21 protein-coding genes are annotated in these 23520 nt (G+C 73.4%); 6 read left to right on the forward strand and 15 right to left on the reverse strand.

The window, feature by feature from the left end:
- Nucleotides 1–81 precede the first annotated feature (81 nt).
- The gene (locus AB0412_RS09160) at nucleotides 82–1332 is read left to right on the forward strand and encodes a M14 family zinc carboxypeptidase (RefSeq protein ID WP_366401868.1); all 1251 of its coding nucleotides are present in this window, start codon (nucleotides 82–84) and stop codon (nucleotides 1330–1332) included.
- A gap of 16 nt (nucleotides 1333–1348) precedes the next feature.
- Here AB0412_RS09160 and AB0412_RS09165 read toward each other — a convergent pair whose 3' ends face one another.
- From AB0412_RS09165 to AB0412_RS09175, 3 genes are all read right to left on the reverse strand, one after another.
- Nucleotides 1349–1807 (reverse strand): SSI family serine proteinase inhibitor, encoded by a 459-nt coding sequence (locus AB0412_RS09165; protein ID WP_366401869.1) that lies wholly within the window; start codon nucleotides 1805–1807, stop codon nucleotides 1349–1351.
- On the reverse strand, nucleotides 1804–3156 hold the full coding sequence (locus AB0412_RS09170) for a M14 family zinc carboxypeptidase (RefSeq protein WP_366401966.1): 1353 nt from the start codon (nucleotides 3154–3156) through the stop codon (nucleotides 1804–1806). The genes AB0412_RS09165 and AB0412_RS09170 overlap by 4 nt, the downstream gene beginning before the upstream one ends.
- A 186-nt stretch (nucleotides 3157–3342) precedes the next feature.
- Nucleotides 3343–3894, reverse strand: a complete 552-nt coding sequence (locus tag AB0412_RS09175; protein WP_366401870.1) for a DUF1707 and FHA domain-containing protein — start codon at nucleotides 3892–3894, stop codon at nucleotides 3343–3345.
- 173 nt (nucleotides 3895–4067) lie between these two features.
- On the opposite strand from AB0412_RS09175, the gene treZ reads away from it, so the two are divergent.
- Nucleotides 4068–5813: a malto-oligosyltrehalose trehalohydrolase gene (treZ, locus tag AB0412_RS09180; RefSeq protein WP_366401871.1), complete on the forward strand. Its 1746-nt coding sequence runs from the start codon at nucleotides 4068–4070 to the stop codon at nucleotides 5811–5813.
- 9 nt (nucleotides 5814–5822) lie between these two features.
- Here the strand turns inward: treZ and AB0412_RS09185 are convergent, their stop codons facing one another.
- The 3 genes from AB0412_RS09185 to AB0412_RS09195 form a co-directional block, all read right to left on the reverse strand.
- Nucleotides 5823–6365, reverse strand: a complete 543-nt coding sequence (locus AB0412_RS09185) for an MOSC domain-containing protein (protein ID WP_366401872.1) — start codon at nucleotides 6363–6365, stop codon at nucleotides 5823–5825.
- 88 nt (nucleotides 6366–6453) lie between these two features.
- Nucleotides 6454–7428, reverse strand: a complete 975-nt coding sequence (locus tag AB0412_RS09190) for an aminoglycoside phosphotransferase family protein (RefSeq protein WP_366401873.1) — start codon at nucleotides 7426–7428, stop codon at nucleotides 6454–6456.
- 52 nt (nucleotides 7429–7480) lie between these two features.
- Nucleotides 7481–8608 (reverse strand): aminopeptidase P family protein, encoded by a 1128-nt coding sequence (locus AB0412_RS09195; RefSeq protein WP_366401874.1) that lies wholly within the window; start codon nucleotides 8606–8608, stop codon nucleotides 7481–7483.
- Nucleotides 8609–8766: 158 nt separating this feature from the next.
- Here AB0412_RS09195 and AB0412_RS09200 point away from each other — a divergent pair, with 158 nt between their 5' ends.
- Nucleotides 8767–9522: a metallophosphoesterase gene (locus AB0412_RS09200; protein WP_366401875.1), complete on the forward strand. Its 756-nt coding sequence runs from the start codon at nucleotides 8767–8769 to the stop codon at nucleotides 9520–9522.
- Here the strand turns inward: AB0412_RS09200 and AB0412_RS09205 are convergent.
- From AB0412_RS09205 to AB0412_RS09225, 5 genes are all read right to left on the reverse strand, one after another.
- Nucleotides 9515–10165 carry a PDZ domain-containing protein gene (locus AB0412_RS09205; RefSeq protein ID WP_366401876.1) on the reverse strand — a complete coding sequence of 217 codons (651 nt, stop codon included), beginning with the start codon at nucleotides 10163–10165 and terminating at the stop codon, nucleotides 9515–9517. The two genes, AB0412_RS09200 and AB0412_RS09205, sit on opposite strands and share 8 nt — an antisense overlap.
- 74 nt (nucleotides 10166–10239) lie before the next feature.
- The gene (gene cyc2 / locus AB0412_RS09210) at nucleotides 10240–12396 is read right to left on the reverse strand and encodes a germacradienol/geosmin synthase Cyc2 (RefSeq protein ID WP_366401877.1); all 2157 of its coding nucleotides are present in this window, start codon (nucleotides 12394–12396) and stop codon (nucleotides 10240–10242) included.
- A 95-nt stretch (nucleotides 12397–12491) separates the two neighbouring features.
- Nucleotides 12492–13673, reverse strand: coding sequence for a damage-control phosphatase ARMT1 family protein (locus AB0412_RS09215; RefSeq protein ID WP_366401878.1), 1182 nt, complete (start codon nucleotides 13671–13673; stop codon nucleotides 12492–12494).
- Nucleotides 13674–13714: 41 nt separating this feature from the next.
- On the reverse strand, nucleotides 13715–14362 hold the full coding sequence (locus AB0412_RS09220) for a ScbR family autoregulator-binding transcription factor (RefSeq protein WP_366401879.1): 648 nt from the start codon (nucleotides 14360–14362) through the stop codon (nucleotides 13715–13717).
- A 285-nt stretch (nucleotides 14363–14647) separates the two neighbouring features.
- On the reverse strand, nucleotides 14648–16465 hold the full coding sequence (locus AB0412_RS09225; protein ID WP_366401880.1) for a S8 family serine peptidase: 1818 nt from the start codon (nucleotides 16463–16465) through the stop codon (nucleotides 14648–14650).
- Between the two features lie 385 nt (nucleotides 16466–16850).
- Here AB0412_RS09225 and AB0412_RS09230 point away from each other — a divergent pair, with 385 nt between their 5' ends.
- Nucleotides 16851–17771, forward strand: coding sequence for a lytic polysaccharide monooxygenase (locus AB0412_RS09230; protein WP_366401881.1), 921 nt, complete (start codon nucleotides 16851–16853; stop codon nucleotides 17769–17771).
- A 188-nt stretch (nucleotides 17772–17959) separates the two neighbouring features.
- The gene (locus tag AB0412_RS09235; protein ID WP_366401882.1) at nucleotides 17960–18391 is read left to right on the forward strand and encodes a roadblock/LC7 domain-containing protein; all 432 of its coding nucleotides are present in this window, start codon (nucleotides 17960–17962) and stop codon (nucleotides 18389–18391) included.
- A 21-nt stretch (nucleotides 18392–18412) separates the two neighbouring features.
- Here AB0412_RS09235 and AB0412_RS09240 read toward each other — a convergent pair whose 3' ends face one another.
- From AB0412_RS09240 to AB0412_RS09255, 4 genes are all read right to left on the reverse strand, one after another.
- Nucleotides 18413–19375 (reverse strand): ABC transporter substrate-binding protein, encoded by a 963-nt coding sequence (locus tag AB0412_RS09240; protein ID WP_366401883.1) that lies wholly within the window; start codon nucleotides 19373–19375, stop codon nucleotides 18413–18415.
- 98 nt (nucleotides 19376–19473) lie between these two features.
- The gene (locus AB0412_RS09245) at nucleotides 19474–20139 is read right to left on the reverse strand and encodes an ABC transporter permease (protein ID WP_366401884.1); all 666 of its coding nucleotides are present in this window, start codon (nucleotides 20137–20139) and stop codon (nucleotides 19474–19476) included.
- A complete protein-coding gene (locus tag AB0412_RS09250) occupies nucleotides 20136–20840 on the reverse strand; it encodes an ABC transporter permease subunit (protein ID WP_366401885.1) in 705 nt (234 codons plus the stop codon). Before AB0412_RS09250 ends, AB0412_RS09245 begins: the two co-directional genes overlap by 4 nt.
- Nucleotides 20837–22018, reverse strand: coding sequence for an ABC transporter ATP-binding protein (locus AB0412_RS09255; RefSeq protein ID WP_366401886.1), 1182 nt, complete (start codon nucleotides 22016–22018; stop codon nucleotides 20837–20839). Before AB0412_RS09255 ends, AB0412_RS09250 begins: the two co-directional genes overlap by 4 nt.
- 239 nt (nucleotides 22019–22257) lie before the next feature.
- Here AB0412_RS09255 and AB0412_RS09260 point away from each other — a divergent pair, with 239 nt between their 5' ends.
- On the forward strand, nucleotides 22258–23259 hold the full coding sequence (locus AB0412_RS09260) for an NAD-dependent epimerase/dehydratase family protein (RefSeq protein WP_366401887.1): 1002 nt from the start codon (nucleotides 22258–22260) through the stop codon (nucleotides 23257–23259).
- The last annotated feature ends 261 nt before the right edge of the window (nucleotides 23260–23520 follow it).

Below are 23520 nucleotides of genomic sequence, written 5' to 3' on the forward strand. Positions count from 1 at the left end.
GGTGACCATTGGTGCGCCCTTGACACCGTCTCGTGGCCATGGGGTACTGCGCAGAGCGGCGTCGCGTGGTCGGGACGGGGGGTGAGTCTGCTGCCGGAGCTGCGGTATCCGACGGTGGCCGAACTGGTGAGCTCCGCCCGCGACCTGGCCGGTCAGCGGCCCGAGCTGTGCGTGCTGCGGCGGGTGGGGGCCTCCCGCGCGGGGCGTCCGCTGCATCTGCTGTCGCTGGGCCGGGCGCGGCGTGCCGTCCTGGTGGTCGCCGGTGCGCACGCCAACGAGCCGGCCGGCGGGGGGACCCTGCTGGTGCTGGCCCGGCGGATCCTGGAGGAGCCCGAGCTGCGGGACGGCATCTCGTGGCACTTCCTGTTGTGCGCGGATCCCGACGGGGCGAGCCTCCACCGGACGCCGACACCGCGCAGCCTGTACGAGTACCACCTCGGCTTCTTCCGGCCCGCCGGCCCGGAACAGCCCGAGTGGGCGCCGTCGCTGCTGCCGGCCGACCGGCTGCCGCCCGAGACCCGGGCGCTGACCGGGGTCATCGACGAACTGCGGCCCTATCTCCAGGTGTCCCTGCACGGCACCGATCTGGGCGGCAGCTGGGTGCAGCTGACCAAGGACGTGCCGGGGCTGGCCGAGCCGTTCGCCAAGTCCGCGGCGGAGCTGCACATTCCGGTGGAGACGAGCGCCTCGGACGCGGCGGGCTGGCCGGCGTCGGGGCCCGGGGTGCACGTGATGCCCGCGGCCGAGACCGGGCCGGCGTATCCGAGCCTGCCGGACGACGCCCGGCACAGCACCTGGTACCACGCCCACCGGTACGGCGGACTGACCGCGGTGATCGAGGTGCCGATGTGGGCCGGTGGCCTGGTGGACGACCCGGCACCCCATCCGGCTCCGGCCGCGGCGCTGCGGCAGCTCGCGCGCCGGCTGCTGCGGGACGCCGGGGCGGTGCTGCGGGTGGTCGAGGACGTGCGGCCCAGGCCCGAGGTCGCCGTGGGCCCGCTGGTGCGGGCCGCCCTGTGGGGTCTGGAGCTGGTGCCGGGGCTGGCCGGGGACATCGCGCACAACCCGCCCGCCGACGACACCAGGGCGTACGTCGGCAGCGTCGACGCGTTCGTGCGCCGGGTGCCGTTGCGGGCGGCGGCGATGCTGCACCGGGCGCTGCGCGACACCGACGAGCACGCGGCGGCGCGACTCGAACGCCTGGTCGCCGCGTGGAGCGACGCGTTCGCCGCCCGCTTCCACGCCCGCTGGGTCCCCGTGGAGCACCAGGTCGAGCACCAGGCCCGGACGGTGGTGGCGACGGCCCTGCACGCACGCGAGCGGGCGGGGTGAGGGGGCAGGCGCCGGGCTACCGCCTGTCCAGGGCGAACACCGCGCCTGTTCTCGCCTCCATCGTGCAGCGGTTCGGGAACGTCTCCGTGTAGTCGATCGGCCGGCCCCGCCACTGGCCGCGGGCGTGAGCGGTCACCGGGGCGTAGAGCATGGTGCAGTAGGCGTCCTTCCGGGGGATGCCGTCGATGCGGCCGTCCGACGCGGCCAGGTCCGCGCAGGCGTCGGCCGCGCGGGCGTGGCCGCTGGGCGGATCGCAGCGGAGCAGGGCGCGGTGCGGGGCGGCCGTGCGGGACTCCTGCGGGGTGACGGTCAGCTGGAGCCAGGTGCTCCGGGCATCGCCGGGCCGGGCGTCACCGGGCCGATCGTCGCCCGGCCGGGCGTCCGCCTGCACGGGGGCGGCGCAGGCGAGCAGGGCGAGGAGCGCCGGCAGGACGCCCCGTACCGCTTTCCTTGATTTCGTTGAGATGTACGTCATTCCCGGTGCATCGGCACGGTGGTCCCCGGACCCCACCCCGGCTCACCCGAACGGGAGCGGGCGCGCGGATGCCGCAGGGTCAGCTCGAAGGCGGCGAGCACGACCCGCGCCTGGTACTCGGCCTGACGTGCGACGGGGATCCAGCGGGCCGCGCACGTGTCGCGGTAGTCGGCGCACCGCGCGTCGATGAGCCGGTCCAGCTCCGGCAGCGCCCCGGCCGGGTCGTGTCCGGAGCCGGTCACCAGCTGGTGCAGCAGTCCCGCCGTGCGCAGGGCCAGTCGCCGCCCGGCGATGCGCAGGGCGACGAGGCGGGCGGTGGTCATGGGCGGCAGCGGGTGGGCGGTGCCGCCGCCGTGGTCGGGGTCCCAGGCGTCGGCCAGTCCGGGGCAGACCAGTAAATAGTCGCCCACCGGAGCGAGCAGGCGGGCGGCGTCGGGGACGGTGGCCAGGTGCGGCCGGATCCTGGCCAGCAGGCCGGCGAGGAGCAGGGTGTCCTCCCGCAGGGTGCGGCTGACGGAGCGCAGGACGGCCTGCGCGTCGGCGGGCGCGGAGCCGTCCGCGACGGCCGCCACGCCCCACATGGGGGCCTCGACGACGGCCGTGACGGTGCCGTGCCGGTGCGGATGGAACCAGGTCGACTCGACGGCCGCCTCGGTGATGGCGGCGGCCAGATCGCCGCGGTACGGGGGCGGGATCCGGTAGACGGCGGGGCCGAGGCCGGGCCAGTACAGGGCGTCGTAGGCGCCGAGTTCGCGGGGGATGCCGAGGCGGGCGGCGATGCCGGCGACGCGCCTGCCGAGGCCGGGCAGGTCTCGGGTGAGCTCCACGAAGCCCCCGCCGACGTCGACGCCGTGCAGGGAGCACTGGAGGACCGGCCGCAGTTCGTCCTGGAGGGCGAGCAGGGTGCGCGTCTCGGGCAGCGCGGCCGCGGCGGCCCCGTCGGGCAGCCATTCGGGCTGTTCCAGGAAGCCGGGCCGGAAGAAGTGACGGAAGTAGTGTCCGAGGGTGTACGGGCCGGTGAGCCAGCGTTCGTTGCGGCGCAGCCCGTCGGGATCGAGGCACAGCAGCAGGTTCCACGTGGCGTCCGCGCCCTCGGTGAGCCGCGGGTCGGCCAGGGTGCGCTCGGCCAGCCTCAGCACGGTGGCGCCGCCGACGGGCTCGTTGGCGTGCGGCCCGGCGACGACGAGGGTCTGGCGGCTGCCGTGGCCGACGCTGAGCAGCCACAGGGGTGTGCCCGCGCGGGAGACGCCCACGCGGCGCAGGCGGGCCGTCCGGGGGTGGCGGGCGACGAGGGCGGCGGCCCGTGCGCCCAGCTCGTCGACGGTCGGATAGCGCAGGAGGGGCGGCAGGGCACACCTCCACGAAGTGGTGCCGTCGGTTCACCCGGAGTGCAGGCGTACGTACAGTCAGTCACGACATCCGGGACGGCGTCAACACCGCGGAGGGCAAAGGGGTTTGATCGGTCACCGATCCCGCACCCGGGCCGGGGCGCGAGGAGCGCCGTCCCGTCGCGGTCTTCTGCCCTCCGGCGGCGCTCAGTTCGCCGCGAGCCGGTACGTGATCCGCCCGAAGCCGATCTGGTCGCCCTCGCGGACGACGGCCGCTCCGATGACCCGGCGTCCGTTCACCGTGGTGCCGTTGGTGGAGCCGAGGTCGCGCAGCACCCACATGCCGCCCTGGTGCCGGAGTTCGGCGTGCACCCGGGAGACCGTCTCGTGGGTGAGGCGCAGCCCGTTGGCGGGGTCGCGGCCTATGCGCAGCGGGTACCCGGTCGCCGGATGGGGCAGCAGCAGCTTGGGCAGCCGCTCGGCCTGCCAGGCCCGGCGCAGCCGTACGGAGAAGCCGGAGACCGCCTCCACGGTGCCGAGGACCAGCCGGGCGAGGCGGTTCTCGGTGGGCAGGTCGGCGGTGAGTGCGGCGAGTTCGTCCGGGCGGCGGGCGGCGAGCGCGAGTTCCATCCGGCGTACGAACGTGTCGTGCGAGAGCCGGCCCTTGGCGACACCGTCCCGCAGCACGTCCAGCGCCTTGTCGCGCTCCGCGTCGGACAGCCGCGCGGGGTACGTGTTGAACTCGAAGGACGACGTCACGCTCGTGATTGTCGGTCAGCGCGGCCGGGCTGTCCAGAAAACGGGGAAACCACCGCCACGCACGCGTGCCCGGCGACACCGCCCGCAAAAGGGAACATTCACAAGCGGATTGATCTCTCATGGCGCAGGATGGACGGGCTACATCACGGTGAGCAGACGAAGGGGAACCGTCCGTGCAGTTCGAGGTGTGGGCACCACAGGCCGACCGAGTGACGCTCGAGTGCGACGGTGTCACGCGCGCGTTGGAGCGCGATCCGCAGCGCGAGGGGTGGTGGCGGGGGGAGGCCGACGCGCGGGACGGCTCCCGGTACGGCTTCTCGCTGGACGACGGCCCCGTGCTGCCCGATCCGCGGTCGCGCCGGCAGCCGGACGGTCCGGACGGGCTCAGCGCGGTCGTGGACCACGAGCGGTACGCGTGGCACACGGAGTGGGCCGGGCGCCCGCTGCCGGGGGCGGTGCTGTACGAGCTGCACGTGGGCACCTTCACGCGTGAGGGCACCTTCGACGCGGCGGCCGAGCGGCTCGGGCATCTCGCCGGGCTGGGCGTGACGCATGTGGAGCTGATGCCGGTGTGCCCCTTCCCGGGCCGGCACGGGTGGGGGTACGAGGGGGTGTCGCTGTGGGCGGTGCACGAGCCGTACGGCGGGCCCGAGGGACTGAAACGGTTCGTCGACGCCGCGCACGCGGTGGGGCTGGGGGTCGTCCTCGACGTCGTGCACAACCATCTGGGGCCGTCGGGCAACTATCTGCCGCAGTTCGGGCCGTACTTCACGGACACGCACCACACGCCGTGGGGGGTCGCCGTCAACCTGGACGCGCCCGGCTCGGACGAGGTACGGACGTATTTCGTGGACAGTGCGCTGGCATGGCTGCGGGACTACCGGATCGACGGGCTGCGGCTGGACGCGGTGCACGCGCTGGCGGACACGCGTGCGTACCACTTCCTGCAGGAGCTGTCGGCGGCCGTGGACGCGCTGGCGGCCGACACGGGCCGGCCGCTGTTCCTGATCGCCGAGTCGGATCTGAACGACCCGCGCATGATCACGCCCCGCGAGGAGGGCGGCTTCGGCGTGCAGGCGCAGTGGAACGACGACTTCCATCACGCCCTGCACGCCGCGCTGACCGGCGAGTCGCAGGGCTACTACGCGGACTTCGCCCGCGCCCCGCTCGCCGCGGTGGCCAAGACGCTCACCGGTGGTTTCTTCCACGACGGGACGTACTCCAGCTTCCGCGGCCGCAGCCACGGGCGGCCGCTGGACCGCACCCGGGTGGCGGGGCACCGGCTGCTCGGCTACAGCCAGACCCACGACCAGGTCGGCAACCGGGCTCAGGGCGACCGGCTGGCCGCCCTGGTCTCCCCGGGCCTGCTGGCCTGCGCGGCGGCGCTGGTGCTGACGGCGCCGTTCACGCCGATGCTGTTCATGGGCGAGGAATGGGCGGCCGGCACGCCCTGGCAGTTCTTCACCGACCACACCGATCCGCAGCTCGCCAAGGCGGTACGCGACGGCAGGCGGCGGGAGTTCGCGGCGCACGGCTGGGCCGAGGAGGACGTCCCCGACCCGCAGGACCCGGCGACCCGTGACCGCTCCTGCCTCGACTGGGCGGAGCCGGAGCGCGAGCCCCACGCACGCGTGCTCGCCTGGTACCGCCGGCTGATCGCCCTCCGGCACGAGCAGCCCGATCTCACCGACCCCGACCTCGCCGACACCAAGGTGGCCTACGACGAGGAGGCCCGCTGGCTGGCCTTCCGGCGCGGCGACATCCGCGTGGCCGTCAACCTCTCCCCCGTCCCCGCCGCCATCCCCCTGGGTGCCCCGACCGCCCGCGTACTGGCCGCCTGGGAGCCGGTCGACACGCCGGGCGCGGACGGGGTGCTGCACGTGCCCGGGGAGTCCGCGGTGGTGCTGCTCCAGGAGTGAACGGGGGTGTCAGACCCGTTCCAGCGGGCGGTGCGGCCCGGTGGGGAGCTTCGTCGTGATCGTGTCGCCGGGGCGGACCACGCCGCCCTGCCGCACGATGCTCATGATCCCCGCCTTGCGGACGATGCGGCCCGCCTCGTCGCGGCCGACGACCTGCTTGAGCAGGCCGTCCTGGAAGGCGTCGATCTGCACGCACGGGTTGCGCAGGCCGGTGACCTCCAGGACGGCCTCGTCGCCGATGTGCAGCAGGGTGCCGGTCGGCAGGGCGAGGAGGTCGAGGCCGCGGGTGGTGATGTTCTCGCCGAGGTCGCCGGGCGCCACCCGGTATCCCGCGCGGCCGACCTCGGCGAAGAGTTCCTCGTGGATGAGGTGGACCTGACGCAGGTTCGGCTGCGTGGGGTCCTGTGCGATGCGCGAGCGGTGCTTGACCGTCACGCCGGCGTGCACGTCGCCCTCGACGCCGAGTCCGGCGAGCAGCGTGATGCTCTGACGGTTCGGCTTGGTGAACGAGTACTCGCCGTTGCTGCTGACCGCCGTCACTGTCCCGCTCATGTTCGAGCCCCCTCCTCGGCATCCGGATCACCACCACCCTACGGCCGGGGGCCGGTTGCACCGGGTGGTTGATGACGCCCCGGGCCGGTCAGAGGGCGTCGTCCTCCTTGCGCAGGTCGGTGACCCGTTCCAGCAGGATCGCCTCCCAGGCGCGACGCAGGCGCGTCCGCAGCAGGGGCAGGGGGGCGGTGGTGCGGCCGGTGAGGGCCTCGACGAGATGCAGGACGGCGTCGCAGCGGGCCAGCCACAGGCCGCGCAGGCAGGGCCGGGCGCCGTAGCCGGCGAGCGTCGCGGCGCGCACGGCGGCGGGGGATCCCACCGCGAGGGCGAGGCCCGCGATGTCCTCGGCCGGGTCGCCGAGCACCGCCGCGCCCCAGCCGAGGACGCCGCGCACCCGGCCGTCGGCGCTGACCACGAGGTGCTCGCCGGTGAGGGCGTGGTGGACGAGGACCGCCGCGCCGGGCTGGGGGGCGAGCTGGAGCGCGGCGGGCGGCGTGAGCTGGTCGAGGCGGGCCGCGTCGAACTCGTCGGCCTCGGCGAGCCGTCCGGCGGCCTGAACGGCCGTGCGGCGCAGGGTGTCCAGGGAGCGCGGCGCCGCCCGCGGCACACCGAGTGTCTCCGCCTGCCGCACCGGTACCTCGCGCAGGCCGGTGAGCAGTCCGGCCAGATCCGCCTCGCCGACGGCGGACACGTCGTGCTCCTCCCCCGACCCGCCGGGCACCCGGGTGTCCAGCGTGCAGGCCAGCCGGGGCGCCCACTCGCCCTGCGCGACGCTCACCGGCAGGGCGACCGGGACGTGCGGGCGTACGAGGTCGCGCAGCCGCAGTTCGCGGCGCAGGCGGGCACTGGCCTCGCGGTCGGGGGCGAGGCGCAGCACGTGCCGGGTGCCGACCCACCAGGTGGCGGGCGCGCCGCCCCCGGCGACGGGCCGGACCTCGGGGCCGGCGGCGGAGCCCGCCGGGCGCTCGCCGCCTCTGCCGGGGCGGCCGGCCCGGCTGTCCTGGAGCAGGGTCAGGACCAGCCGGCGGACGGTGTCCGCGGTGGGTGTCGGTGCCTGGGTCATGGTCGCGCCGTCGTCGCTCGGGGAGGTGGCGGGAGGGGTCGTCGGTGGCCGCTCAGTCCACGATGACCATCTCCCGCGTGGTGTTGTTCAACCGGCGGCCGCCGTCCTCGGTCACGGTCACGATGTCCTCGATGCGGACACCGAACCGGCCGGGCAGGTAGATGCCGGGTTCGACGGAGAAGCACATGCCGGGCACGAGGGGCTGTTCCTCGCCCTCGATCATGTACGGCGGCTCGTGCGTGGTGACGCCGATGCCGTGGCCGGTGCGGTGGATGAAGTACTCGCCGTACCCGGCGTCGGCGATCACCGCGCGGGCGGCGCGGTCCACGTCCTGGCAGGCGGCCCCGGGCCGCACCGCCCGGAAGCCCGCCTCCTGGGCCTCGCGCACGATGTCGTGCACCCGGCGTTCCTCGTCGGTGGGTTCGCCGACGTGCACCGTGCGGGAGGTGTCGGAGCCGTAGCCGTCCCGGAGGCCGCCGAAGTCGAGGACGACCATGTCGCCGCGTTCGATGACGCGCTCACCGATCTCGTGGTGCGGGTTGGCGCCGTTCGGTCCGGACGCGACGATGGTGAAGTCGACCTGGGAGTGCCCGAACCGGCGCAGCAGGTCGGCGAGGTCGGCGGCGACGTCCGCCTCACGGCGGCCGGCGAAGGGGACGCCGCGGATCTCCTCGAACGCGGCGTCGGCGGCGGCGCCGGCCGCGGCCAGCAGCTCGAGTTCGGCGGCGTCCTTGACGGCACGGAGCATCGGCAGCGCGTGGGTGAGGGAGGCGTAGCCGGTGCCGGGCAGTGAGGTCTGCAGGCCCAGCAGGTGCATGGCCCAGGTGTTGTCGCTGATGCCGTAGCGCCCGCGCGCGTCGAGGAGCGCGGCGGTGGTGGCGTAGGGGTCCTTGCCGTCGGTCCAGTCGCGCAGGGTCAGGGCGGGCGCGGCGGGCGCCCGCGCGGCGTCCGGGGCCTCCAGGGTGGGGACGACCAGCACGGGGTCCTGTCCGGGCGTCAGGACCAGCAGGGTGAGCCGCTCGGTGACGGCGGTGGGCGTGTAGCCGGTGAGCCACACCAGGTCGGGGCCCGGTGCCACGAGGAGTCCGGCGAGTCCTGCGTCGGCGGCGGCCCGCGCGGCACGCTGCATGCGGGCCTCGTAGTCGTCGGCGGTGAAGGGCGCGGGTGCGGTGCCGGTCATCCGGGGCCTCCCAGGGCGACAGAGGGATACGGGCAGCATCCTGCCCGCCGGGCGGGGGCGGCGCGAGCCGGTTGGCGGGGTCCACCGGGTACCCGATCCCTCGCTCTAATGGTTAGATCATCTCCAACCGTTATCCAGACCCGGGGAGGCGTACGGCCGTGCTCGTACTCGCGCACATCAGCGATCTGCATCTGGACGGCACCGCACGGGCGACCGAGCGGGCCCGGCGGGTGCGCGACCGGCTCTGGCGGCTGCCGCGGCGGCCGGACGCGCTGCTGGTGACCGGGGACATCGCGGACCACGGCACCGAGGCCGAGTACGAGGAGGCCGCCGCGCTGCTGGGGCTGCGCGACGGGGACGCCCCGTTCCCCGTGCTGACCTGCCCGGGGAACCACGACAGCCGCGCGCCGTACCGCAAGTCCCTGCTGGGCGTGCCGCCCGCCGACGGTCCCGTCGACAGCGTCCACGTCACGGCGGGCGGCGCCGTCCTGATGTGCGACTCCAGCATTCCCGGCCGTGACGACGGACAGCTGGCCGCGGAGACCTGCGCCTGGGTCGAGTCGACGCTCGACGAGCTCGGCGGCGAGCTTCCGGTCCTGCTCGCCTTCCACCACCCCCCGGTGTCCCTGCACCACCCCCTGCCCGACTCCTTCCCGCTCCGCGACCCCGACCGCCTGGCCGCGCTGCTGGCCCGCCGGCCCGAGATCGCCGGGCTGATCACCGGTCATGCGCACACCCCGGCCGCCACGACGTTCGCGGGACGGCCGCTCGTCGTGGGGCCCGGGGTCACCTGGACCATTCGGCTGCCCTGGGAGGGCGAGCCGATCGCGGACCGGGACGCCCCGCCCGGGTTCGCCCTGCACGTGCTGGACGACACGGGGCGGCTCACCAGCCACTTCCGGGTCGTCACGTGACGATGCCGGGTACGACCGTCAACTGCTGGTAGCCACCGCTGCGATGGCGCACCGTCAGCTTCACCTCCTTGCCGGGGCGGGCCCGGACGACGGCACGGGCGAGGTCGGCCGCCGAGTCGATCCGGGTCCTGCCGAACGCGAGAAGCACATCGCCCCTCACCAGGCCCGCCGAGAACCCCGGTCCCGGGATGTGCACCCCGACCACCAGGGCGCCCGGTCTCCGGTCGTCCGCGACCTCCACGCCGAGCCGGGCGACGACCGGCACGAGGACCGGGGCCGCGCCGGCCGCCGAAGCGGTGGGGCGCGGCGACACGGAGGGGGCGGTGGCTGCCGGTGCGCCCGCCTGCCCCGGGTGCAGCCCGGGGAGTCTGCCCGCGCCGGCCAGGGTGGCGCCCACTGCCCCGAGCCCCACCCCCGACAGCACCAGAACCGTGCCGACCAGCAGCCCGAGGAGCGCGGAGACCAGGCGCCGGCCGCGTCGGCGTGCGGCGTGCTCCCGCCGCTGCCGCGGCTGGGCGGGGCCGCCCCCGCTCCCCTTCCTCGTCCGCCTCCAGCTTCCCTTGCCGCACCCCTTCCAGTTCCCGCCCGATGCCCCGGACGCCCCGCCCGGCAGCGGCTTGGGACGCAAGGCCGCCTGTTCCATGGATCACCTCCCCTGAAGTGCTACCCGGCGCACCGGACCGCGACGAGACACGAACGAGTGAGACTGACGGCACGTCAGCCGAGCACGGGCAGCGACGGTGCTCTGTGCGGGAGGAAGCCGTGGGCACGCCGGGAGAGCCAGGCGTCCTTGTAGCGGTCCACGCTGCGGTGCCAGTTGAGGATGCCGGCCATCCAGTTCCGCAGGTCCGCCACGTAGTCCCCCATGATCGCCCGCGCCTGCCGCGACAGCTCGAAGTCCTCGTAGAGCACGGGCAGTTCGTGCTCCACGACATGCTCGAACTGCCGCAGGCGCTGGTCCATCAGGTCGTGCACGATGTGCAGTCCGGTCGGGTAGTCGCAGCCGAAGAAGTTCTGCACGACGAGGATCGCGTTGTGGATCTCGCCCTCGTACTCGATCTCCTTCTGGTACGAGAAGACGTCGTTGAGCAGGCACGCGAAGTCGACGGCGGCGTTCTCCATCGAGCGCACCGGGCCGCTGCGGTAGACCTCGGGCGGGACGGCGGGGCCGTGGCCCATCCGGCACAGGCTCAGGGTGAGGTCGGCGCCGAAGGTCTGCCGGCGCATCTCCAGGTAGTCGACGGGGTCGGGGATGCGGTGCTGCGTCTGGTTGGCGAGCTCCCACAGCCAGCTCTCGGTCATGACGTTCACCGCGTTCTTCAGCGTGCGGCGCGCCTCGGGGGTCATGGCGGCGGTCGTGCGGGCCCACAGGTCGGTCAGGGCACGCTCCATGGCGTTGGCGGGCACGGTCACCTGTTCGCCCTCGACCGGCATGCAGTCCGACAGGCGTGCGGTGGTCAGCCGGGCGGCGGCCAGATCGCGGCGGTGGCCGTACACCAGCGGGTAGTAGTCGTCGCCGTAGGTCCCCCAGGCGAGCCACTGGGCGCTGAGGTCGAGGGCCTCGGGGGTGGCGTCGGGGTCGAGTCCGGCGGAGCACAGCGCCAGGTCGTAGGCGGCGAGCTTGTCCTCGTCCCAGACGCCCTCGCCGAGGATCCCGGTCCGCTCGCACCAGGTGGCGAGGTGCGCGCGGGAGGTGTCGAGGTGAGGGCTGAGTTCCAGCGGGAAGGGCATGCGGATGTCGGGGATCTGGGACGGGCCGACCTTCTGGTACGGCACATGCGTGTACGCGCGCAGGCGGTCGATGCCGGCCGACGCGAGCAGCGCGCGGACGTCGGCGGCCGAGGCCCCCGGACCGCTCGGGCCCGCCCACGGCCGGGTGTCGCGGGCGCCCTCGTTCATGTACCGGCTGGAGCGCATGTGCCACTCGTGGCCGCCGGACTGCCAGTCCTGAAGCCCCTTCGCGTACGCGGCGACGGCCGCCACCTCGTCGGGGCCGAGCCCCTTCTCCAGGGCGATGGCGGGGACCTCGGTGAACGCGGTGTGCTCGAACTGGTGGAGCCGTGAGGTGAGGACGTCGTTGACGGTGTCGGCGGCCTCCTGGGTGGTGCAGCCGAAGAAGGTCTCCAGGACGAGGACGCCGTTGCTGAGTTCGCCCTCGTCCTCGACCTCCCGCTGGTAGGAGAACAGGTCGTTGCGCAGGTGCACGGCGTCGGAGAAGGTCTCCATCAGGACCCGCAGCGGCCTGGAGTCCGCGACGGCGCCGGGGACTTCGGCGGTCGCGTACTCGACGAGTCCCGCCGACCAGGGGGCGCCGCCGACCTTGCGGCGCATCTCGATGTACTCGACGGGGTTGGCGATCCGCCCCTCGTTGATGTTGGACAGCTCCCACAGCGACTCGTTGAGGAGGTGCTCGGTGGCGACGGCGAACCGGCGGCGCCAGTCGGCGGACATGGCCGGTACGGTGCGCGCCCACAGGTCGGCGAGGCCGGCCTCGACGGGGTTCCGCGGCTCGGGGACCGGTGCCGTCTCGTCCAGCGGCATGAACAGCGGCAGCCGGTCCAGATGTTCCTTGCCACCGGCGCGGTCCTGGGTGCGTTTGAACTTCTCCAGGAAGTGGTCGTCGAAGAAGAAGACCCACACGTACCAGTCGGTGATGAGCGAGAGGGCGGGCCCGTCGCAGTCGGGGTGGGTGTAGGCGCAGAGCAGTCCGTAGTCGTGCGCGTCGAGATCGGACTGCTCCCAGACCCCGGAACCCTCCAGCATGCCCATCTCGCGCGCCCATGCCGTCGAGTGGGCCCGGGCCTCGTCGACATGCGGGTTCAGCCGCGCGGGGTGCGGCAGGTAGAAGTGGGGGAGTTCGAACGGCTGCGTCATGGCCGGGGGCTACCCGTGGGCCGCGGGCCGCATCCGCCGGCCGGGACATGATCACACCATCGCGTGAACCGGTGGTGGGACGGGAGTTCGGGGCCTTATGTCCGCACCTGGACCAGCGCATGCGTCCCGCTCGTACGCCAGCGCCCGCCCGCCTCGGCCGCGTCCAGCGCCGCCACCGTGTCCGCGGTCAGTCCCGTGATCACATCGGACTTGAGCGTGCGCAGGGCGGCGACCGGACCCGGGAAGTAGCCGGTGACGTCCGCGAACGGTGTGGTCGGCGGCCAGTACCGGTCCCCCACGAGGCGGCGGTAGTTGAGGTCGCCCTTGACCACGGTGAGGGCGGCCGAGGCGAACTCCGCCCGCAGGTCGTCCGGCATGTCCGCGTACGGCAGCGGCGAGCAGGAGAAGGGGTGGGCGCGCAGCACCAGCCGGCCGTCGGAGAGGGCGGACCACAGGCGGTGCCCGTACTCGGCCGCCGCTCCCCCGGCTCCGGTCAGCCGGCGCAGCGCGTCGATCACGTCGGCGCCGGTGGCGTCGGAGACGTAGTACGGGTACGGCTTGACGTGCAGCACCGCCCGCGCGATGTGACCGTGGGCCAGCAGATGGGCGACGAGCAGCAGATCGGGGACGAGTTCACGACCCGCGTTGTCGGCGACCAGGCACAGCGTGCCCGTGCCGGTGCTGCCGAGCAGCGACCGGAGGCGTTCGCTGTCGTCGGCCACCAGGCCGGGCACGGCGGCCGTCTCCTGGGCGCCCTCGGCGGACAGCCGGAAGCCGAGGTCGGCGCGGTTGCCCCAGAGCGAGCCGTGCAGCAGGGCGCGGGCCTGCTCCTCGGCCGGGCGGCCGGCGAGGGCGTCGAGCGCGGCCAGTTCCTCGTCCGTGGCGGACGAGTCGAGTTCGGCGAGCTTGGAGGGGCGGAACGGGTCGACGCCCTGCCAGGGGCCGGGGTCGAAGTAGCCGACGGCGTGCAGGAGTTGGCGGTAGAACCAGCTCTCGGACCACAGCCAGGGCACGTCGTACCAGGACTGACCCGCGTAGGTGTGCATCCCCCAGCTCTCCCAGCGTGCCCGGTCGTGCGCGCCCGCCGGGAGGGGTTCGATCCCGCCCTTGGTGCAGTTGACCAGCAGCGCGTCGAGCGCGCGCTGCTGCCACGGTTCGTACGGGAAGGCCTCGCGCACCTGCCGGATGATCGCGGGGTGCCGTTCGGCCAGCACGCCGTGCGGGAACGAGCCGGGTTCGTCGCCGAGGATCACGGGGGCGGTGGGTGTGTGGGGCATGCCGCTCACCGTAACGCGCCCCCGCGGCCGGGCGTGGCACGTCACACCGGGGCGATCTCCCGCTCCAGCCGTGCGGCCAGGCTGAGGTAGCGGGCGCGCCGGGTCACCGGCACCAGGCCGCGGATGAGCAGGTGCCACATCTCGGCCGTGCGGCGCGGCTGCCGGGCGACGGGTTCGCGGGAGCGGCCCACGACCCGGGTGCCGACGAAGAAGCAGACCAGGGAGTGGGCGACGACGTCGACGTCGACGTCCGGGTGGATGTCGGCCTCCTTGACCGCGCCGAGGAGCCGGGCGGTGACGATGTCCAGCCACTCGGTGAAGGGGTGGCTGAGCGGCGGGCGGGGCCGCGTGCCGCCGGTGGCCAGTCGCAGGCCGGCCCGCAGCACGGGGTCCTCGGCGGACAGCCGGGCTATGCAGAAGGTGAGGCGCATCAGCGCCTCCAGGGAGGTGTGGCCGCGGTTCTCGGTGTCCCGGGCCAGGCGCCGGCAGGTGGCGGACTGCAGTTCCAGGATGGCGTGGGCGAGGTCCTCTTTCGCCGCGAAGTGGAAGTAGAGGGCGCCCTTGGTGACATGGGCGTGCTCGACGATGTCGCTGAGACTGGTCGATTCATAGCCCTGCCGGTCGAACAGGTCGGCGGCGGCCCTGATGATCGTCGCGCGGGTCTGCTCGGCGCGTACCTGCCTCACCATCGACTGAACTCCTGTGCCGGGGAAAGGAACGGGTCATGCCGTTTGTTTTTACCGCGCGTACACGATAACTCACCCTACGGCTGCGTTCATCACACCGGTCGGACCGTGACTCGGTGCACAACCGGCAAAACCAACGCGACCGTTGAAAGAAAACAGCACGTCCGGTATCTGATTGTGGCAGTTCGGGGGTGACATGAGAACGGCGGGTCGGCCGGTGCCCCATCCGCACCGGCCGACCCGCCTGCTTGCGAGCGACGTGACTGTCGCTGTCGGAAGAAGCAGCTGTCAGAAGGTCAGCTGCCAGCCGTTCAGCCGCCCGGTGTCCACCGCCGCCGTGTCCTGGACGCGCAGCTTCCAGGTGCCGTTCGCGGTCTCGGCGGAGGCGTCGACGGTGTAGGTGGTGCGGACGTCGTCCGCCGAGTCCGAGGAGCTCGCGGACTTCAGGCGGTACACCGAACCGTCCGGCGCCACCAGGTCGACGACGAGGTCACCGCGGTAGGTGTGGGTGATGTCCACGCCGACCCGCAGGGCCGTCGGCGCGTTGCCGCTGCGGCCGGTGACGGTGATCGGCGACTCGATCGCCGAGCCGTTGTCGGGAATGGAGACGGCGGTGCTGCTCGCGTACGTGGAGCCCGTGGGCGTACCGCCCGTGACGGCCTGGACGGTCTTCGCCGCGTCCGCCAGGCCCGCGCCGCAGCCGCCGGAGCAGGTGCCGGGCAGCGCACGGGCGTTGGACTTGATCGCCGACTCGATCTGCGCGGGGGTGAGCCCGGGGGCGGCCGACTTCATCAGCGCGGCGAGGCCCGCGATGTGCGGGGTGGCCATGCTGGTGCCCTGGTAGTAGGCGTAGTTCTCGGTGGACGGGGTGCGGGTGCCGGAGTTGAGGGTGGACAGGATGCCGTTGGCGGTGGAGGTGCGGGTCTCGCCGCCGGGCGCGGCGATGTCCACGACCGAGCCGTAGTTGGAGTAGGAGGCGCGGCTGCCGGAGCGGTTGGTGGCGGCGACGGTGATGACGTTGCCGCAGTTCGCCGGGGAGGAGTTGGCGGCGTTCTGGTTCTCGTTGCCGGCCGCGACGACGACCGTGGTGCCGCGGTTCACCGCGCCGTTGATGGCGCTCTGGGTGGCCGTGGAGCAGGCGCCGCCCCCACCGAGGCTCATGTTGATGACCTTGGCGACGTTGGTGTTGGCGGGCACGCCGGAGACGGTGCCGCCGGACGCCCAGGTGATCGCGTCGATGATGTCGGAGTCGTAGCCGCCGCACTTGCCGAGCACCCGCACCGGGGAGATCTTCGCGCCGTACGCGACACCGGCGACGCCCTTGCCGTTGTTCGTCGCGGCGGCGATGGTGCCCGCCACGTGGGTGCCGTGCCAGGAGGAGTCGCTGCCGGCGGCCTGGCCGCACTCGCCGGCGGCGTACCAGTCGCCGGGGTCGGCCGGGTTGCTGTCGCGGCCGTTGCCGTCGACGGAGACGGCGGTGTCGGAGATGAAGTCGTACCCGCCCACGATGTTCGCGGCGAGGTCGGAGTGGCTGACGTAGCCGGTGTCGATGACGGCGACGGTGACACCGCTGCCGGTGGCGAGGTCCCAGGCGCCCGGTACGCGCATGCCGGCGGTGGACTCGAACAGGTCCCACTGCTTGGCGTACTCGGTGTCGTTGGGGGTGGCCAGCGGCTTGTTGAGGCGGTCGGGGACGACGTAGGCGACCTGCGGGTCGGCCTCGTACTCGGCGACGACGTCGGCGACGTCCGACCGGGTGGCCCGCTCACCCAGGTCGACGAGGGCGGCGCCGGTGCCGAGGCGGCGCTGGAAGTCGACGTCCTCGCCGGTCTTCTCGCTCTTGGCGGCGGCGTCGGCGGCGGCGGCCTTGTTCGACGTGGCCTCGGCGGCACCGGACTTGTAGCCGACGATGAGGCGCTCGGCGGGGGTGCCGGGGGCGGCCTCGGTCTGCGCGGCGGGGACGGCGGGCGGCTCGGCGGGGGTGTCCTGGGCGACGGCGAGGTGGGTGGAGGCGGCCGTCAGCAGGGTGAGGGATATCGCGGCGACGGATATGGCCGTCCGTCTCGGCGACGCGCTCGGGGAGGGGTTCGTGGGGGAGGTACGCAAGGGGGTGCCTTTCGTGCCGGGACTCCGGGCAGCGGAGTGGGGAGGAGGGTCGATTCGCTTCGTCCTCGAAGCGGCGGGGTGCATCGACGTGCGGCGTCGGCCGGCCAGGCGCGAGCGGCGACCCGTTCGGGGTTACCTGTGGGTCAGCTGCGCAGGAACGATAGGCAGGGCGCGGCGTGCCGGGATACGGGGGAAACCCTCGATCCGGCCGGAAACCCACCCTCGACGGCCGAGGGACGCACGGGACTTGACCGGGAAGAGGACGCTATGCCCCGCCTCGTGGTGAGGGTGAACGCGCCGGGTGTTTCTCCCGTACTGCACGGAGGGACCAGACCCACCCCGCGACGACAGCCCTGTCCTTCCCTGGGCCGAGGAGGCGTTCCGGATGCCCCGGACGACCGCACACCGAGTGACGCTCGCGGCCGCCCTCGTGGCCCCGCTGCTGCTGCCGCTGACGACGGCGGCGCCCGCGCGGGCGCACGGGGCGCCGACGGATCCGGTGAGCCGGGTGGTGGCCTGCTCGCCCGAGGGCGGCGAGCGGGCCGGGTCGGCCGCGTGCCGGGCGGCCGTCGCCGCGAACGGGGCGCCTTTCACGGCGTGGGACAACCTGCGGGTGCCGGACGTGGGCGGCGCCGACCGGCAGCGCATCCCCGACGGGCGGCTGTGCAGCGGCGGTCTGCCCGCCTACCGGGGGCTCGACCTCGCCCGCGCCGACTGGCCGGCGACACGGGTGCGGCCCGGCGGGACGCTGTCGATGACGTACGTCTCGACGATCCCCCACACGGGCACCTTCCGCATGTATCTGACGAAGCCCGGCTACGCCCCGGCCGGGCCGCTCACCTGGTCCGATCTGCCCCGGCAGCCGTTCGCCGAGGTGACGGACCCGCCTCTGGAGAAGGGCGCGTACCGCCTGCGCGTCACCCTGCCGTCCGACCGGCGAGGCCGCCATGTGCTCTACACGATCTGGCAGAACAGCAGCACACCGGACACGTACTACTCGTGCTCGGACGTGGTGTTCCCGGAGCCGGGGAAGCAAGTGGAGAGCGAACCGGCGAAGGAGGCGCGGCAGCAGCCGGGCGAGGAGCCGACGGAGACGGTGGGGACGGCCGGGAAGGAGCGCGACCGGGAGGGGAAGCCGGTGGGGGCACGACCCGACGGCGGTGCCGCACAGCCGGGTCCGGCTCCGAAGGCCGCCGCCCCCGCCGCCGCGGCCGGTCCCTCCGCCCCGCTGCTCGCGGGCGGTGCGGCGGCCGTGCTGCTGCTCACCGCCGGCGCCCTGCTGGTGTTGCGGCTGCGGCGGCGTTGAGGCGTGGCCACCGGCCTGACATCACGATGCGGCGGCATCAAATCACCTCGCGTGGCGGGCCACTTGACGACCGGCGGCCCCACGCGGTTGGCTCCTCGCCTGCTCATGACCGGCCGGACGGCGAGGTCCGCCCCTCGCCACGGGGCGAGGACGCTCCCCCGGCCGACACCACCCGAAGGAACACCGCCATGACACACCCCGTCCCCGCCACCGACGCGCAGTTGGACCGGTTGCTCTCCGGACTCGTGGAGCGGGTCGCCGAGGTGAACCATGCCGTGGTCCTGTCCGAGGACGGGCTGGTGGTCAGCAGGTCCACGGGATTCCTGCGCGACGACGCGGAGCGGCTCGCGGCGACCGCCTCCGGGCTGATGAGCCTGAGCAGGGGCGTCAGCATGGACTTCCGGGGCGGGCCCGTGCAGCAGACGCTCATCGAGATGGCCAACAGCCATCTGATCCTCACCTCGGCCGGCTCCGGCGCCCAGCTCGTCGTGCTCACGGGCCCGGGCGCCGACGCCGGTGCCGTGGCCCACGAGATGAACCTGCTCGCGCAGAGGATCGGCGAGCACCTCGGCGCGGCACCGCGCGTGGCCCGGGAGCCCGGCACCGACCCCGGCGTGTGAGCCGGGCGTCCGGACCGGCGGTCAGTCCAGGCCGGCCGACTTCAGCCAGGCCTTCGCCACGTCCAGCGGGTCCTTCTTCTCCAGCTGCACCTGCGCGTCCAGGTCGAGCAGGGTCTTGGTGTCGAGCTTCGCGGACACCGCGTTGAGCGCGTCGACACCCTCCTTCGACAGCCCGTCCTTGTTGACCAGCGGCGTCACGTTGGCGAAGCCGAAGAGGTTCTCCGGGTCCTTCAGGACGACGAACTTCTCCTTGACGATGGTCGGATCGGTGGTGAAGATGTCCGCCGCCTGGACCGTGTCCCGGGTCAGCGCCGCCTGGGTCAGCGGACCGCCCGCGTCGAGCGCCTTGAACGACTTGAACTCCAGGCCGTAGACGGACTTCAGCCCCTCGAGCCCCTGGTGCCGGGTCTGGAACTCGGGCGAGCCGCCGATCACCAGCTCGGGTGCGACGTCCTTGAGGTCGGCGAGCGTGGACGAGGCGGTGAGGTCGTACTTCTTCGCGGTCTCGGCGTTGACGCTGACCGAGTCCTTGTCCTCGGCCGGCGACGACTCCAGCAGCGTCAGCTTCTTGTCCAACTTGGCCTTGACGGCCGCGTTCACCGCCTCGGCGGACTTCTGCTCCGCCTCGGGGTCGAGATAGGCGAGCAGTGAGCCGTTGTACTCGGGCAGCACGGTGATGGTGCCGTTCTTCATCAGGCCGTACGTCGTCTCACGGCTGCCGATGTTGTGCTTGTAGGTGACCTTGATGCCCTTGGCCTTCAGGGCCTCGCCGTAGATGTCGGCGAGCAGGGTGCTCTCGGCGAAGTTGTTGGAGCCGACGACAACGGTGCCGGCCTCGGCCTTCTCGCCGGCCAGCGGGTTGTCGGAGGTGTCCTCGGAACCACAGCCCGCGAGCAGCGCCGCCGCGGCGATGAGCGCGACGGCCGCCGCGCCGGTGTGCCTCGTCCTGGACCTGCTGCTGTGCGCGGTGGCGGTAGAAGTCATCCACCGATCCAATCCAGCCGCTTAACGGTCAGTCAAGAACGTCCGGGTCACGGTTTGCGACGCGGGTGAATGCACGTCGGCGTCCCCGTGCGGGCACTTCAGCGCCTGCGCACCCCGGGCGACACCGCGAGGCGTCCCGCCGCCCAGAACACGGCGATGGTGACGAGCGCGAGGAACGCCACCAGCGTGGCTCCGCCGACCACCTTCTCGTAGTCCCGCTGGTAGAGGCCGTCCACGATGTAACGGCCCAGCCCGCCGAGCGAGACGTACGCGGCGATGGTGGCCGTCGACACGATCTGGATGGCCGCCGAGCGCAGCCCGCTGAGGATCAGCGGCAGGGCGACGGGGAGTTCGACCTGGAGGAGGATCCGCGACTCGTGCATGCCCATGCCGCGGGCGGCGTCCACGGGTGCGGGGTCGACGGAGCGGACGGCCTCGTACGTGGTGACGAGGATCGGCGGGACGGCGAGGACGACCAGCGGGATCATCACGGGCAGCAGCCCGAAGCCCATCATGATCACGATGAGGACCAGCAGGCCGAAGCTGGGCAGGGCCCGGGCCGCGGTGGCGATGAAGGCGATGGCGTTCCCGCCGCGCCCGGTGTGTCCGGTGAGCAGGCCCGCGGGCAGGCCGATCGCGGCGGCCATGGCGAGCGCCAGCAGCGTGTACTGGACGTGTTCGAGGAGGCGTTGCGGGATGCCGTCGTAGCCGTGCCAGTGGGCGCTGTCGCTGAAGAAGGCGTTGACGAAGTTCAGGACGTTCACCGGGCGGCGACCTCCGGTGCGGGCTGTTCCCGCGGCGCGGAGGCTCTCGGCCGCCCGCGTGTGCCGCGGGGCATCCACGGGGTGAGCAGCACCCGCAGCAGCACCAGCAGGGCGTCGCACAGGATCGCCAGCGCGGCCGTGGTCAGCACGGAGTTGACGGCCAGTTCGGGCCGGTCGTACTTCTGCGCGGCGGCGAGCAGATTGCCGAGGGCGCCCTGGTTGCCGATGAGGGCGCCGACGCTGACCAGGGAGATGCTGGACGCGGTGGCCACCCGGAGGCCGGCGATGACGGCGGGCGCGGCGATCGGCAGCTGCACCTGGAGGTAGCGGCGCACGGGGCCGAAGCCCATGGCGGTGGCGGCGGCGAGCGTCTCCTGCGGTACCGAGCGCACGGCGTCGACGATCGCCGGGACCAGCACCACCAGGCTGTACACGGCCAGCGGGATCATGACGGTGAGTTCGGTCTGGCCGGTGTAGTCGATGAGGACGACGAAGAAGGCCAGGGAGGGGATGGCGTAGAGGACGGTCGTCACGCCGAGCACCGGTGCGTACAGCCAGCGCAGGCGCACGCACAACTGGGCGACGGGCAGGGCGAGCAGCAGCCCGGCGGCCACCGGCAGCAGGGCCTCGCGCACATGCAGTCCGACGAGGCCGAGCCAGCTGTGCTGGAGGTCGCTGGGGATGTCGAAGAAGCCGCTCACGGGGCGACCCCGGTCTTGTCGGTACGGGCGTCCGCGCCCGTCGGACCGGTCGCGCCCGAGGGCCCGTGCACGCCCCCGCGGTGCTCGGTGTGGGCGGCGCGGATCGCCTCGGCGATGGTCTGCTGGGAGACCACGCCGGTCGCCCGGCCGGTGGCGTCCACGGCGACGGCCCAGCCCGTGGGCGAGAGCACCGCGCAGTCGAGGGCCACCCGGAGCGAGTCGGTGCCGGGCACGAAGGGCCGCCCGTGGGGCAGCAGCCGGCCGGTGTCGATGCCGTCCCCGGCGGTCGCCTCGCGGCGGTCGGCCCAGCCGAGCGGGCGGCCGTCGGCGTCGGTCACCAGCAGGTGCGGGGTGTCGGACGCGGCGATGCGCTCGGCGCCGGCGTCCGCCGGGACCACCGCGTCGGTGGTCAGCTCCAGCGCGGCGGAGGGGAAGAAGGACAGCCGGCGGATGCCGCGGTCGGCGCCGAGGAAGTCCTCGACGAAGCTGTCGGCCGGTGCGGAGAGCAGTTCGGCGGGCGGCGCGTACTGGGCGAGCCGGCCGCCTTCGCGCAGGACGGCGACCATCGTGCCCAGCTTGATCGCCTCGTCGATGTCGTGGGTGACGAAGACGATGGTCTTGCCCAACTCTTCCTGGATGCGCAGCAGTTCCTCCTGGAGACCCTTGCGCACCACGGGGTCCACGGCGGAGAACGGCTCGTCCATCAGCAGCACCGGCGGATCGGCGGCGAGGGCCCGCGCGACACCGACGCGCTGCTGCTGGCCGCCGGACAGCTGGTACGGGTAGCGCCTGGCCAGCGCCGTGTCCAGCCCCACTCGCTCCATCAGCTCCGCGGCGCGGGCGCGGGACTTCTGCTTGCCCCAGCCCAGCATGCGGGGGACGGTGGCGATGTTGTCGACGATCGTGCGGTGCTGGAAGAGTCCGGCGTTCTGGATGACGTATCCCATGGACCGGCGCAGGCTGGTGACCGGTTGCCGCTGGATGTCCTCGCCGTCGAGGAGGATGGTGCCCTCGGTGGGTTCGACCATCCGGTTGATCATGCGGAGGGTGGTGGTCTTGCCGCAGCCCGAGGGGCCGACGAGGACGGTGATCGAGCGGTCGGGGATCTCCAGCGACAGCCGGTCGACCGCCACCGTGCCGTCCGGGTACCGCTTCGTGACTGAATCGATCCGTATCAAGACGCCGAATGCCCTTCGGGTGGCGGAAACTGGCCAGGTCGCGCGCGCTGTCGCCGGTCGAGTCTAGACGGCACCACCGACAACACCCCGGAACCGCAACCCGGTCCCGCCCGCGCCGACCCGCCACCTGCCCCACGTCCGGCACCGGAAACCGAGTCGGGCGGGGCGGGTCTTACGGACCGGTGACGTGCGGGGCGTGGCCCTGCTGCCGGACGCGGGCGCGGACCTAGCGTGGGCCCATGCGCGTACTGGTCACCGGCGGTGCCGGTTTCATCGGGTCCCATGTCGTCGAGGCACTGCGGGCCCGCGGGCACGAAGCCGTCGTGTTCGACGTCCGCGACGATCCGGCGGCCGACGTCCGCGACCCCGCCGCCGTGCTCGGCGCGCTGCCGGGCGTCGAGGCGGTGTGCCATCAGGCGGCGATGGTCGGTCTCGGCACGGGCTTCGGCGACGCGCCCGCGTACGTCTCCCACAACGACCTGGGTACGGCGGTGCTGCTGGCGGCGATGGCCGAGGCGGGCGTGGGGCGGCTGGTGCTGGCCGGCTCGATGGTGGTGTACGGCGAGGGCCGCTACGTCTGTGCCCGGCACGGGGTGGTGCGGCCGGGACCGCGGGCGGTCGCCGATCTGGACGCCGGCCGCTTCGAGCCCGTCTGCCCCCGGTGCGGCGCGGAACTGCAACCCGGGCCGGTCGACGAGGACGCGCCGGTCGACCCGCGCAATGTGTACGCCACGACGAAGCTGGCGCAGGAGCATCTGGCTGCGGCCTGGGCCCGCTCCACGGGCGGCTCGGCGGTGTCGCTGCGCTACCACAACGTCTACGGCCCCCGGATGCCCCGAGACACCCCGTACGCGGGCGTCGCCTCCTTCTTCCGCTCGGCCCTGGCCCGCGGTGAGGCCCCGCGTGTCTTCGAGGACGGCCGCCAGCGCCGGGACTTCGTGCACGTACGGGACGTGGCCGCGGCGAACGCGGCGGCGCTGGAGGCGGACGCGCGCCGTGGCGCGCTGACGGCCTACAACACCGGCAGCGGCACCCCGCACACGGTCGCCGAGATGGCCGAGGCCCTCGCCGCCGCGTACGGCGGCCCCGAGCCGGTCGTCACCGGCGAGTACCGCCTCGGCGACGTCCGCCACATCACCGCCGACTCCTCCCGGCTGCGGGCCGACCTGGGCTGGAAGCCGGAGGTGGGCTTCGAGGACGGCATGCGGGAGTTCGCGGCGGCGGGGCTGAACGGCGACTGACCCCGAGCGGCCCCCCGTGCGGGGATTCCCGGCAGCGAGACTGAGCGGCGACTGACCCCGAGCGGCGGCCCCGTGCGGGACTTCCCGGCGGCGCGACTGAGCGGCGACTGACCCCGAACGGGCCCCCGCGCCGGACTTCCCCGCAGCGAGACCGAGCAGCGACTCACCCCGAACGGGCCCCCGCGCCGGACTTCCCCGCAGCGAGACCGAGCAGCGACTCACCCCGAACGGGCCCCCGCGCCGGACTTCCCCGCAGCGAGA

Source organism: Streptomyces sp. NPDC052012, assembly GCF_040689265.1.
Taxonomy (GTDB): domain Bacteria; phylum Actinomycetota; class Actinomycetes; order Streptomycetales; family Streptomycetaceae; genus Streptomyces.

What these genes read in the sequence shown, in the direction of transcription:
- AB0412_RS09230 (WP_366401881.1), top strand. Translation starts at nt 16,851, where the DNA reads ATGCCCCGGACGACCGCACACCGAGTGACGCTCGCGGCCGCCCTCGTG.
- AB0412_RS09185 (WP_366401872.1), bottom strand. Translation starts at nt 6,365, where the DNA reads ATGAGCGGGACAGTGACGGCGGTCAGCAGCAACGGCGAGTACTCGTTC.
- AB0412_RS09165 (WP_366401869.1), bottom strand. Translation starts at nt 1,807, where the DNA reads ATGACGTACATCTCAACGAAATCAAGGAAAGCGGTACGGGGCGTCCTG.
- cyc2 (WP_366401877.1), bottom strand. Translation starts at nt 12,396, where the DNA reads ATGACGCAGCCGTTCGAACTCCCCCACTTCTACCTGCCGCACCCCGCG.
- AB0412_RS09190 (WP_366401873.1), bottom strand. Translation starts at nt 7,428, where the DNA reads ATGACCCAGGCACCGACACCCACCGCGGACACCGTCCGCCGGCTGGTC.
- AB0412_RS09235 (WP_366401882.1), top strand. Translation starts at nt 17,960, where the DNA reads ATGACACACCCCGTCCCCGCCACCGACGCGCAGTTGGACCGGTTGCTC.
- AB0412_RS09220 (WP_366401879.1), bottom strand. Translation starts at nt 14,362, where the DNA reads ATGGTGAGGCAGGTACGCGCCGAGCAGACCCGCGCGACGATCATCAGG.
- AB0412_RS09240 (WP_366401883.1), bottom strand. Translation starts at nt 19,375, where the DNA reads ATGACTTCTACCGCCACCGCGCACAGCAGCAGGTCCAGGACGAGGCAC.
- AB0412_RS09215 (WP_366401878.1), bottom strand. Translation starts at nt 13,673, where the DNA reads ATGCCCCACACACCCACCGCCCCCGTGATCCTCGGCGACGAACCCGGC.
- AB0412_RS09205 (WP_366401876.1), bottom strand. Translation starts at nt 10,165, where the DNA reads ATGGAACAGGCGGCCTTGCGTCCCAAGCCGCTGCCGGGCGGGGCGTCC.
- AB0412_RS09195 (WP_366401874.1), bottom strand. Translation starts at nt 8,608, where the DNA reads ATGACCGGCACCGCACCCGCGCCCTTCACCGCCGACGACTACGAGGCC.
- AB0412_RS09260 (WP_366401887.1), top strand. Translation starts at nt 22,258, where the DNA reads ATGCGCGTACTGGTCACCGGCGGTGCCGGTTTCATCGGGTCCCATGTC.